Consider the following 12,245-nt stretch of genomic DNA (forward strand, 5'->3'; position numbering starts at 1 on the left):
ATATTTTTGGATTACAGCATTTCGGGGAAATTATTTATCTAAAAAGTCATTTTGGATACTAATAGATGTTAAGGTTGGCCGATTTCTCCTGATTCCGGTTGTAGAGACGGGGCATGCCCCGTCTCCCACCATCTACTCATACTATTTAATCTTATTTATCCCAAGAAGGAAATCAACACGCCGGCAGCTACCGCTGAGCCGATCACCCCCGAGATATTACTAGCCATGCAATATTGCAAGACATGGTTCTTCGGATCATATTGCAACGCGATCTCATTCGCCACACGAGAGGCCATGGGTACAGCACTTAAACCCGTGGCTCCGATAAGCGGATTGATTTTCTTCTTGGTGAACAAATTGAAAATCTTAACGAAGAAGATACCTCCGGCAATAGACAAGGCGAATGCCAAGAAACCGCCGATTACGATACCGATTGTTGTCAGGTTCAAGAACGCCTCTGATGTCATGGTAGCTCCGACAGATAATCCAAGGAAGATCGTTGCAGCGTTCATGATGCTGTTGGAAGCGGCATCGAACAGACGGAACGTATTGGTTCCGATCTCTTTTACAAGATTACCGAACATCAACATACCGATCAAAGGAACGGAGCTGGGAACAAACAAGGCGACTACGGTAGTTACCACGATCGGGAAGATAATCTTCAATACACGCAAATTTTTGATCTCCATGTTAGAAGGGTATTTCTTCTCTTGTTCCTTCATGTTGATCCGTAATTCTTTCTTAGAACACAGTAGCTTAACGACCAACGGGATGATAACCGGTACCAAAGCCATGTAAGAATAAGCGGCGATAGCGATCGGGCCTAGCAAATGCGGAGCCAATTTAATGGTCGTGAAGATAGCCGTCGGGCCATCGGCGCCACCGATAATACCTAAAGACGCTGCCTCTTTCGGTGTGAATCCCATCAAGATCGCTACCAAAAGCACCGTGAAGATTCCCAATTGGGCCGCGGCGCCGAAAATGGATAGGCGAAGGTTGCGGAGCATCGGGCCGAAGTCGGTCAACGCACCGACACCCATGAAGATAATCGGCGGCAAGAAGCCCGTCTTGATCAACATATAATAGATGAAGTTCATCAAGCCAAGCTCGTGTGCGATATCATGCAGCGGCATTTCCCAGATGTTTCTCATCACGCCGTGTACATTAATCAACCCATTCTCATCCGCTTGAATCACTCCCATATCGCCTCCGGGGAAATTGGCGAGCAATACGCCGAACGCGATAGGCACGAGCAATAGCGGCTCGTATTGTTTCTTGATACCGAGGTAGAGCAATACGAACGCTATGGCATACATGATCAAGAACTGCGGTTCAGCAATGATATTGCTGAACGCAGTCATCTCATATAAGTTTTGAAATATCTCGTTCATTATTGAATCGTCATTAATACATCATCCTCAGATACGGCATCACCGGAAGACAGGCAGATCGCCGTGATCGTTCCCCCGAACTCGGCACGTACGGCATTGTATGTTTTCATGGCCTCCACGTAGCAAAGGACATCACCTTCTTTCACTACGTCGCCTACCTTCACCGGTGTATCGGAAGCGTTCTTTATAAGGAAGAATTTACCTTCCAGCGGAGAAAGCACCTCTTTTCCAGCGCCTGCGGGAGCATTTGTTGTCTCCGGGGCTGTCGGGGCGGGAGCCGCTGTCGGTTTAACTTCCGGAGTCGCGCTGTTGGTATCACCAAAAGCGACGGTCACACGGTAAGCTTGCCCGTTTACATCTACGGTCATGACTTGCGGAGTAGTCGGCATCGTTAATGCAGCGGCAGGTGCCGGAGCCGGTGCGGCTGGAGTGGCGGGTACCGTCGGTTTACCGGCGTTCGCTTTCTCTGCCTTACGTTTTGCCACGTCTGCCTTAAACTCGACCTTGGCCTTTCCGGACCGATATGCCTCGTATTGAGCGGGGTGCATGGCGTATTCGAAGAGCTCTTCCTCGTCCTCGCCGACTTCCCATTGCTTCTCGTTCATCAACTTGCGATACTTATCCAACGCGTCCGGATAATTGTCTTGAGGATTGCCCTCGAAGAACTGGCGGCCTTCGGCCTTCGCCTTCTCGACGATCTCGGGAGCCAACGGGCCCGGAAGACGTCCGGCCTTTCCGAGGATCATATCCCAGATATCGTCGGCGATCATGCTCCAGCGGGCTTTCCCCTTCTCCATCTGCATGACGTTCATCAAAGCTAGGTTCTTCACGTATTGGCTGAATGGAGTTACCAATGGAGGATAACCGACACGTGGCCATACGTAAGCTACCTCGTCGAACAACTTGATCAATAACTGGTCTTGAGACATCAGCGGTTTGTTGTTCTTTATATTGCTCTTGTTGATCGTCTCTAGGTTCTTCTCAAGGTCCGCCATCAAGCTACCCATCATACCACCCGGAAGTCCCGGTCCGATCAGCAAGGAATTCATCAACCGGTTCTTCGGGCTGATATACAATCCCAAGAAATCATCCATGAATTCTTGAACCAAGGCACGAACCTTCATATAAGCCTCCATATTGATCTCGGGCACCTTATAACCGGCGTCCTTCAACATCGCCTGTACGGTCAGCAAGTCCGCATGTCCTGTACCCCAAGAAAGCGGCTCCATACCTACGTCGATATAGTCGCAACCTGCGTTACAAACCTCCATGATGGAAGCTACGTTAAAGCCGGGACCGGCATGGCTATGATATTGGATCGGGATCTCTGGATATTTTTCCTTGATATTGGCTACGATACGGCCTAATGTGTACGGACGTCCGATACCGGCCATATCCTTGATACAAATCTCATCCGCTCCGAGCTCGATCAACTCGAATGCCATCTTGGTATAATACTCAACCGTATGTACCGGAGAATGCGTGATACACAAGGAGCATTGTGAGATCATACCGGCCTCTTTCGCGTATTTAATAGATGGGGCGATATTCCGTACGTCGTTCAAACCGCAGAACGTGCGGGCGATATCCGTTCCCTGCGCTTTCTTTACCTTATAAAATAGCTGACGTACATCGTCGGGTACCGGGCTCATGCGAAGGCCGTTCAACGCGCGGTCCAACATATGCGTCTGGATACCTGCCGCATGGAAAGGTTTTGTCCATTCACGGACCGCTTTATTAGGATTCTCTCCGAATAATAAGTTGACTTGTTCAAATCCTCCGCCATTCGTTTCCACCCGGGCGAAACAGCCCATCTCGATAATTGCCGGAGCGACTCTGGTTAGTTGGTCTACGGTCGGGACATACTTTCCGGCAGATTGCCACATGTCTCTGAAGACCAAACTGAATTTGATTTCTCTTTTCATGATATTAATATGTATTATTTATACTTTCTCAATTTTGATAACTTTCCCCTGTCCACGGGTCACGGCGCTGATTGCCGATACGATGGCGGCTGTCTCCTGTCCGGAAAGACTGCCGATTGCGGTGGTTTGCGTTGGAGTGGCCGTTTGTACCCGAACGGCTGCCGCTACTGGTTTCTTCGCTATGATCTCTTCCGGTGCGTATTTATTCACCAAGACGATAAGTCCTTTCCCCAGATAGATAACGATCAAAAGGATAGCAAATACGGTGGTCATTCCAACTACCATTAACAAAAGTCCTGTCTCTATATTCTCCATATTCTATATTTGTGGCTAGCTTAAAAGGTTTCTACAAAGGATTGAGCAACTTTCAGCCAAATTAAAAAACAATCGCAAAATTATAAAATACTGGAAAACGATCTGTTACATTTTAATTAAAAAAATGAAAATAAATAAGCGAAACGGCCTTTTCGGTGAATGATTGTCAGCTTGAAAAAACACGTACGTGTTTTTTCCGATGCTTGTACGGCTGAAAATTCAAATATATTACCGTAACTTTGCGGTGGAACTCTAATAATGTAGAACTATAATAATTAAGGAATAAGACCATGGGAAATTTCTTTACATCTTTATTCTCTTCTTCCAAACCGGCCGAGGCGACGGAGGATAAGGCGAAGAACGAGCAGAAGAACTTTGATATCTTGAAATACGACGGCGTGCGTGCCCAGAAGATGGGAAAACTTGCTTATGCGATCAAATGCTTTACGGAGGCACTGAATATACAGGAGGATTTTGAGACGATGAGCTATCTCGTCTCCGCTTATACGATGGCGAACGATCTAGGGAAAGCCGAGGACGTGTTGAACCGGATGGTTGAGATGGAGCCGGATCATATCGCTACCCGCTTGACTCGTGTTAACTTATTGTTTATGTTGGATAAGGATGCGGAGGTCATAACCGATTGTTTGCACGTGATCGAGCTAGAGCCTTCTAATCATGTCGCTTATTTCATGATGGCAAAAGCGAAGAAAGCGACGAATGACGTATTTGGCGCTATCGCCGACCTAACGAGATCGATTTCCTTGAAGGAGGATTTCGCCGATGCTTATTTATCGCGTGCAGAGATTCTTTTAGGACTGGGACAAGCTAAAGAGGCGCTGCCCGATGTGGAGAAAGCGATCGAGATCGTGCCGGAGGAGGAAAGTTCTTATTTATTGAGAGGACGTATTCATATGGCTTTAGGGGATATCGAGGCTGCGAATTCTGATTTCCAGCAGGTCCTAGATCTAAATCCGTTTAATGAGGATGCTTGTATCTTATCTGGTCAGTTATTGATCGAGCAAAAGAAATATGACGAGGCGATCGCTTTCTTTGACGAGGCGATCGAGACGAATCCGTCTTTTGCCAAGGCTTATAGTGAGCGTGGGCGAGCCAAGAATCTGAAAGGAGATAAGACCGGTGCGTTCGAGGACTTGAAGAAATCTTTGGAACTGAATCCAGAAAGCGAGGAGGCCCAGAAGATGAACGGACAGCATTCGAATTTCGATGATATGTATAAAGGGGGAATCTTTTGATTCCCCCTTTATATAAATAGGTATTAGCAATTCGCTATTTCTTCCGGAGAAAGCCCTGTGCAATTCGCTATGATCTCTATGGAAAGCCCTTGCTTTTTCAAGTTGGCGGCAATTTGACGTTTCTCTAGGTTCTGTCCTTCTGCAATACCCTCCGCTCTACCTTCTGCTCTGCCTTCCGCTTTACCCTCTGCGATGCCTTCTGCTCTGCCTTCCGCTCGTCCATCCGCATGCCCTTCTATCCATCCGGTCTCGATGACGCTCTTTTGATATCGAAGGGCTTCCATGTGGGCGTAGTATTGGCCCTTCTCGGAAGGGCTGAGTTTATCGATCCGTAACTTCTCCCGTGCTTCCGGCAATCCTTTGGCGGTGGCATGTTCATCTATTTCTCCTGTTTTTAGGAAATAGATCCATTCGTCGAGGGGTGTTTTCGCCAGTTCGTCAAACTCGTTGACACGTAATACGTAATATTCAGGAAAAATATCGCCGGCTTCTTGTTTGACGAATTGTTCCCGTTGGCGGGTGGATAGTTTCAATATATCGTCAAAATGAATACCTTTGAATTGGGTCTTCCCGTGATATACGTAATCTTTTCCCTGCCCAAGATCGAAATAGATAATGTTTACGGAGTAGATTTTCTTGATAGTACCGTATTTCTCTCCCTCATGAATATACTCGGTGACTGCCTTGGATGTGCCATATAGCATACGGTGAAAATAATCTAGCTCCCGGTTGTTTTGTACCTCGATGATTACCAGCTCGCCTTTACTGTTTTCTGCCAATACGTCTACGCGGTTGAACTTGTCCTCGCTATCCTCTTTGTTACCTTCGCTTTCTAGGATGCGGACAATAATCACGTTTTCCCCGAGAAGGGTGGATAAAAGACCTTCGAGGACTACAAAATTGGACTTTTGGCGAAGTAAACGTTTGATCGCCCAATCGAAACGTACTAACGATGATTTATTTTTCATAGTTATCTTGTTTATTTGTTTATACTTCCACAAAGATAATGAATTAAACGATTATCTTTGTTCCTATTCATAAAAAAGCAACCATGACCTATAATGTTTCTCTGGCAGCATGGGTATCTCTATCGAAATGATAGGATTCTCTATCGTTTATTTCAACAAACCTTAAATTGCTAGTTTTACCCCTTAAAGTTGAAAGTTCCGCCTATTCCATTCATTAATGTATCCATTTAATTTTGTCAGTGTAAAAAAATCCGCTAGCCTGTCCTTGGGAACTTCGTTCCGATAGGACGAAGGTCTAGGCAGGCTTGAGTAAAGAAGACATACAAGACTGAATCAACTCTTTACCTTGTTGAGAATAGGTAAAGATAATTTTCATAAGTTCTTCTCCAAAGTGGATTGATTTGCATAAGAGACTATAATATAAGGATTTAATATTAGGATAGGTTATATAGTCCTATCGGAACTAAAACGATCCTTATATTCTAGACAATAAGGAATAAGTTAAACGAATAAAATATAGGGGTATGAAAATAAGGACAATAATCTCAAGTATTTGCTTGATGCTACTAGCGATCTCTTGCTCGATGGGGGATGAGGTGCTGGATGAGGTAGGCAAAGTTGTTACAGAGGAAGAATCGAGGACGGATATATATGCGGAATTCGACTTGGCTTTAACAGGTGGCACTCTACAAACTAAATCAGTAGGTACAGAAGCTCCGGATAATAATAAAACAACAGAAGGAGTTATCAATAGCTGTTATATAGCGGCATTCTTAGGGGGTGAAGATGCGTTAACAAACGGAAGTGAAATAATAGCCTCTGCTTTCTATAATACCTATCAAGGAGGTGATGCGATAGGCTCTGCACCTACGAAAGATAATCCTAATATTTATGCGTTGGGAAACCATATGATTATTAAGATTCCTGTAAGAAACGCGGATGCGACAGATAAACCTAAAGTGACGTTTGTGGCGGTCGCTAATATATTATCGGCCGATGCAAAAAAAGATCTGGATGGATTTGTGGCAAACTGCAAGACTTACGGTGATATATTGGGACGAAGAATTACTATGACAGATCCTAATATCTTCGTGAAGTTCGGTTCAGTAACTATATCTGATTATAAAGTGCGGGAGAAGGTATTGGATGAATGTGTTGAGGGAGAGAATTGTACCAAGGTTGAAATACCGGTATATCAACTTACGTCGGCTATTCAGTTGGAGGAGTTTAAGGTAAATAAGAAGGTACAAACTGGAACAGATTCGAATGGGGAACCTGTTTTCAAGGAAGAGACGGTATCCGATGCTAACGTTGTAAGCGTTTCATTATTAAACGCCGTTACTAGCACATATGTTAAAAAGGCTGATCCTAATGTGATTCTGAGATCTTCTCCTGTAGGTCCGCTTTCTGTAGGTGATGATAATCCTTTTCATCCGGATTATAATGATTCGAGTGTATCCCCAAAACCAACGTATGAGAATATTAGCGATATTCGTTTTTATACATATGCGAATGAAAGCAATGACGTGAATAAACAAACGGCATTGAAAGTCGTATATACGGTGAATGGAGTGGAATCTACAAGTACATTTAAGATAAAGACGGACGGCGCAGCCTGCGTACAGCCGGGGAATATATATAAACTGTATGTGACCATTACGAATGGCACGGCAGAAGGAACCTGCACGGTAAACGACTTTATATCGAATACGGTAACAGGAACTTGGGAAGAAGTAATAAAATAAACGGGTAAAATTAATAAGTTATGAGACTAAAGAATATACTATTTACGATAGCTGCCACGACATGGCTATTCTCTTCTTGCTCAGAGGAGACATTGGTTGACGGGCCTGTTATAAGTGGAGGAGAGGAGGCTACGATATCGGCTACTTTGTCCATAAATAGTGTGGAGACAAAGGCTGCTGCGAACTATGAATTTCCACAGGATGATGCCGAAAAGAAAATCAATAACTATGTGATAGCGGTTTTTGATCCGGAAAAAGCGAAAGTGGTTGGTTTAAGCTATGGTGAGCCGGATGCGAAGGAATCGTTTGAGGTAGAAGTCGTGGCTAAATGTTACGGGGAAAAACAGCCGATATTGACACTCGTTAATTTGCCGAGTGTTCAATGGGAAGCTTGTAAGGCTTATACGACATATCAGCAATTCAAGGATTTGGCGGTAGAGCAAGCAGGAAGTTTCAAATCCTCTGAATTGATAAAAATCGCGGAACAGTCTGAAACTCTAAATAAAGGTCAAATCAATAAATTTGATATCAAAGTGGATCAGTTGGTTGCACGCATTGATGTTTCGTGGAAATTTTCTGCTGGAGAAGAAGCTTCTTTCGATGTTTCCTCATTTAAAATAACAGGGATCAACCCGGAGTCAGACGTGGTTTTACCTGCGGGAGGCACCGTTTGTACGAATAGTAAAAAGAATAAATCAATGACTAGCTCATGGGATAAAACGGAGGAAGGCTGTATCAGCAGCTTCTCTTTTTATACTTATGAGAAAGCTACTGAAGGTTCTCCTATTGTAATCGAGATAACAGGCGTGTTAAAGGAAAGCGCTATGGATGAGGGGATGGCTCGGACTTTTAAGTATGAGTTGAATCCGGTGCGAAAGGCTGGAGTGTGTGAAACTACCGGTCTGGTTCATGGAAACTTATATAAGTTAGCAGGAACATTTGATTTGAAAGAGCGCAATATGAAATGGGCTTATAGTATAGTAGATTGGGTACCAAGAACGACGGATGTGAATGTGGAGAAAGGAAATTATTTGTTAGTTACGCCGTTGAAGATTACGATGCCGAATAAGATTACTGATGATAATAGTATATTTTACCAATCATCTTCGGCTATTAGCATTTCTTCAGATGAAATAAAAGTTTATATCCTGAAAAATAATCAGCAGGAACCAGTTGTAAATATACAGGGCATAAGTATTCAAGATATAGGTGATGGAATAAAAGGTAATATAAAAGTTATTAGTCCAATACCTGTGAATTTTTTACCTCGTGTCATAGAGTTTGTGGTCAGAAATAATAATGGGCTATCGGAGAAAGTGAGAATAATACAGTATCCACCATTGTTCTTATCTGCCCGTACTACTAAAGAATCTGTTTCTGGTAGTTTGAATAATAAGTCTATGTACATAGTAAATGTTTTAGTAGCTAATTTGAGTGATATATCTAGTACAATTATAAAAAATGGAAGTGAAACAGATAAAGCTGATTTTAACAAATTGAGTCAACAATACGTGAACTATCTAAAGCAGACAGTTGTGATAGGCTATCCTGCAATCTCAGGAGAAGGGAATACTGTGGATAGTGATGACAATAATCGTTTAATGTCTCCTCGATTTATGTTGGCATCTCATGCCGGTACTACTTCGAAAATGTCTTATACTGACGCTGTCGAACATTGTCGTGGTTATTCGGAGAGAGAGAAATCTGGTACTTCATATGTTACTCATAATGACTGGCGGCTTCCAACTCTTGCTGAGCTCTATATGATTGATTATTTGCAGAATGTACAAGGCTCTGGTTTCGATATGATTTTAACTGGAAGATTTTATTGGAGTTCCAGAAGATCAGAAGCAGTCCAAATGATGGATGCAACTACTAATAACCAATCGTCTACCTCAAAGGCTGCTACGGTACGTTGTGTTAGAGATGTCAAGGATGGTGAGATGTAAAGATTTTTATAGAATATAAAAACATAAGGAAAATGAAAAATTTAATATACATATTCTCAGTAATGTTTCTGGCATTATTCTCTTGTCAAGAGGATATATTGGAGCAATCAATAGAGAATAAAGATAGCGGTGATTTTGCTGTAGTCAATTTCTCATTGACTGTACCGGATTATTCTGTGAAAACAAAAACAGCGGCAGATGGCGTGAGTAGTTTATCTTTAATGACTTTTGATGAGGAGAACGTTTTCCTTGGAAAGGTAGATGTCTCTGCGGATTTGACAAGTGGAACTGCTAGGGTTCCAAAAGCGACTAAGTATATTCACTTTATTTGTAATTATAATTGGAGTGGATTTAACGAAGAAGCAAATAAAGGAAAAAACGAAGGAGAGGTTATAGCCCCTTTGGTAACAGGTGAGCTTGCTTTTTGGGGAAGGGCAGAAGTTTCTGATTTTAACCAAATGGTCAGTGTAAGTTTGTTGCGTAATTACGCAAAGGTAACGGTAGGTGTTGATGCAGGCGTGCAGGGCTTCACTATAGGAGGATATGGTGTGTATCACTATGCATCAAAAGGAACGGTGGCACCCTATAATGAGAACGGTGATAACACTTTTGATCGTAATGATAATGAGGTTTTGACTTTGCCGGTTTCTATGAAATATTCGGAAGGTTCAGACTTTGATACGAATGAAAAATATCTGTTCGAATCCCCTAACACAAGTGATAATACTACCTATGTGATCATTCAAAATGGCTCTAATGGCAGATATTACAAAATACATCTATTAAATTCAGAGAAGAAAGCTTATAAGATTGAACGAAATTTCAACTATGGCATTATAATCAAAGGATTTACAGGCGGAAGCAATAGTGGTGCCGAATCATTGGAGGATGCGAAGAAGAGCGCTCCTTCTAATGACTTGTATGCGGAGATATTGAAAGAATCCCCAATTATTTCAGATGCGAATGGAAATCGTTTGGTGGTGGATAAACTGATTCATTTATTTACATCATCTTCAAATTTAAGTGTACAGGCCAACTACTATCCCAATGGATTGTCTACGGCAAATAATACGGACATGAACGTTTCCATATTGGAAGATCAGGGAAATATCTTATCGAACTTGAATATAACGAACGGGTTAATAACTGCGAAGGTCGCTCATGTGGAAAAGGGAAGTCAAACGGCGAAGATTCGAGTGAGCAAAGGTGTTTTGTCCCGGGAGATAACTGTCATTGCTTCTGAGATGTATACATTTAATCCATATACGCCCCTAATCTATTATGCGGGCAAAGATCAGAAAATCGACTTGTCATTCACTATTCCTTCAGACTATCCGAGTTTCCCGGTAGAGTGTAAGATTCATGCTACGAAACTTTATCCCGTGGGTGATGATCAGAATATGTTGATCGTATATGAGGATAATACGTATTATTATATCTATGAAGCCGTGTCTTCTGGTCCTCAAACCGTGTCGTTTAAAACGAGTGTCGATAATAGTAATGGAATTGTAACTATAGAAAATGAGAATTTTCAGACAGCTAATATAAATGTTAAGAGCACGAAGGATTTCCCGATAAATGGATCTGCATCATATTATCATTCTGGCAATTGGGGATCGTACTGGAGTTCTGTTGGTAAGAATTCGCAGATTTCATACCGTATAGCTGGAGGAAAATCTGGAAATATATCAATCATGGATGATGAGGGTAGTTATTCTATGGCAAGCTCTATTTTGGAGAAAGTTGACGATAATGCGACAATAACGTTCTCTTATAAAAATAGTAAAGATTATACGGTCTCGATGTCTGTAAGTGATTACAAGAAGAATCCGAATATCAATTTATTACCGGCAATGACTGGTTCTATAGAATATGGATATTATTGGGGGTGGAGCTGGGAGAGTGAGGGATATCCTCCTACTGTAAGTTGTTTGAATGGTAGCATGTCTTGTAGCAATGGAAAGTATACTTATACGTATTACGGTAATCCCAGCAAGGGTATGACAGTTAATATTACATATAATAAAAACGGAAATACCTATAGAGCTAATCCTTCCATAGAAGATTTAGCCGAAGGTTCTGATATTCGATTGGCAAGATAATGGGTTCCCATCCATCATGTGAATGACGGATGCGGGGAGCGTGCGGCACACAATGGATTGAATTTGTTTTACACGTAGGCTGCACCTCCTCCCCGGCCCTTTACCTCATATAGCATTCGTGCTTTATCGATGCCATTCATTCCGTAAGGAGATGGGTGGCATCGCTTTCTTCATTTGCCGATGACGTTAACTTACTTGCCCCATGCAGTTAACTTGCTTTGGTCTGATATCAAAGGTTCTTGTGTAAAAAATTGCGCAACCCTTTGTTTATTAAAAAAAAGGCTCTATCTTTGCAGCCCGAATAAGTATGCGAATAATAATAAATAATATAGAAAGATGAAAAGAACATTCCAACCTTCCAACAGAAAAAGAAAGAACAAGCATGGCTTCCGTTCAAGAATGGCTACCGCTAATGGCCGTAGAGTATTAGCTTCTCGTCGTGCTAAAGGCAGAGCTAAATTAACGGTATCTGACGAATACAACGGATAATTAGTCACGTTCTAAAGATTTATAAAGAAAGTAGAGGTTTTTTCCTAAAAAGCCTTTACTTTCTTTGTTTTTGTAGTATTGCTCTGGTGGATATTGGTCTATATG

At 42.4% G+C, this 12,245-nt stretch carries 9 protein-coding genes; 5 read left to right on the forward strand and 4 right to left on the reverse strand.

What is annotated here, in order from left to right; genetic code table 11:
• Window positions 1-155: 155 nt before the first annotated feature.
• Genes NBH16_RS02265 through NBH16_RS02275 form a run of 3 tightly spaced genes read right to left on the reverse strand, consistent with a single transcriptional unit; the run spans window position 156 to window position 3,631 of the window.
• Window positions 156-1,391: a sodium ion-translocating decarboxylase subunit beta gene (locus NBH16_RS02265; protein WP_005866596.1), complete on the reverse strand. Its 1,236-nt coding sequence runs from the start codon at window positions 1,389-1,391 to the stop codon at window positions 156-158.
• The gene (locus NBH16_RS02270; RefSeq protein WP_005861011.1) at window positions 1,391-3,316 is read right to left on the reverse strand and encodes a biotin/lipoyl-containing protein; all 1,926 of its coding nucleotides are present in this window, start codon (window positions 3,314-3,316) and stop codon (window positions 1,391-1,393) included. Before NBH16_RS02270 ends, NBH16_RS02265 begins: the two co-directional genes overlap by 1 nt.
• 18 nt (window positions 3,317-3,334) lie before the next feature.
• A complete protein-coding gene (locus tag NBH16_RS02275; RefSeq protein WP_010185308.1) occupies window positions 3,335-3,631 on the reverse strand; it encodes an OadG family protein in 297 nt (98 codons plus the stop codon).
• Window positions 3,632-3,921: 290 nt separating this feature from the next.
• Here NBH16_RS02275 and NBH16_RS02280 point away from each other — a divergent pair, with 290 nt between their 5' ends.
• Entirely contained in the window at window positions 3,922-4,887 is a 966-nt protein-coding gene (locus NBH16_RS02280; RefSeq protein ID WP_250788036.1) for a tetratricopeptide repeat protein, read from the forward strand.
• Between the two features lie 23 nt (window positions 4,888-4,910).
• On the opposite strand, the gene NBH16_RS02285 is transcribed toward NBH16_RS02280, so the two are convergent.
• Window positions 4,911-5,855 carry an Rpn family recombination-promoting nuclease/putative transposase gene (locus NBH16_RS02285; RefSeq protein ID WP_250788038.1) on the reverse strand — a complete coding sequence of 315 codons (945 nt, stop codon included), beginning with the start codon at window positions 5,853-5,855 and terminating at the stop codon, window positions 4,911-4,913.
• Between the two features lie 524 nt (window positions 5,856-6,379).
• On the opposite strand from NBH16_RS02285, the gene NBH16_RS02290 reads away from it, so the two are divergent.
• The 4 genes from NBH16_RS02290 to rpmH all read left to right on the forward strand — a co-directional run bounded on the left by NBH16_RS02290 (window position 6,380) and on the right by rpmH (window position 12,140).
• Window positions 6,380-7,600 carry a hypothetical protein gene (locus NBH16_RS02290; protein ID WP_147342806.1) on the forward strand — a complete coding sequence of 407 codons (1,221 nt, stop codon included), beginning with the start codon at window positions 6,380-6,382 and terminating at the stop codon, window positions 7,598-7,600.
• Between the two features lie 20 nt (window positions 7,601-7,620).
• Window positions 7,621-9,549 carry a fimbrial tip adhesin FimD gene (gene fimD, locus NBH16_RS02295; protein WP_057326049.1) on the forward strand — a complete coding sequence of 643 codons (1,929 nt, stop codon included), beginning with the start codon at window positions 7,621-7,623 and terminating at the stop codon, window positions 9,547-9,549.
• A gap of 32 nt (window positions 9,550-9,581) precedes the next feature.
• Window positions 9,582-11,651, forward strand: coding sequence for a FimE-like fimbrial tip protein (locus NBH16_RS02300; protein ID WP_250788040.1), 2,070 nt, complete (start codon window positions 9,582-9,584; stop codon window positions 11,649-11,651).
• Between the two features lie 336 nt (window positions 11,652-11,987).
• Window positions 11,988-12,140 (forward strand): 50S ribosomal protein L34, encoded by a 153-nt coding sequence (gene rpmH, locus NBH16_RS02305; protein WP_005633099.1) that lies wholly within the window; start codon window positions 11,988-11,990, stop codon window positions 12,138-12,140.
• Window positions 12,141-12,245: the final 105 nt, after the last annotated feature.

This window comes from Parabacteroides sp. Y3-G-102, from assembly GCF_023656845.1.
Classification (GTDB): Bacteria; Bacteroidota; Bacteroidia; order Bacteroidales; family Tannerellaceae; genus Parabacteroides; species Parabacteroides distasonis.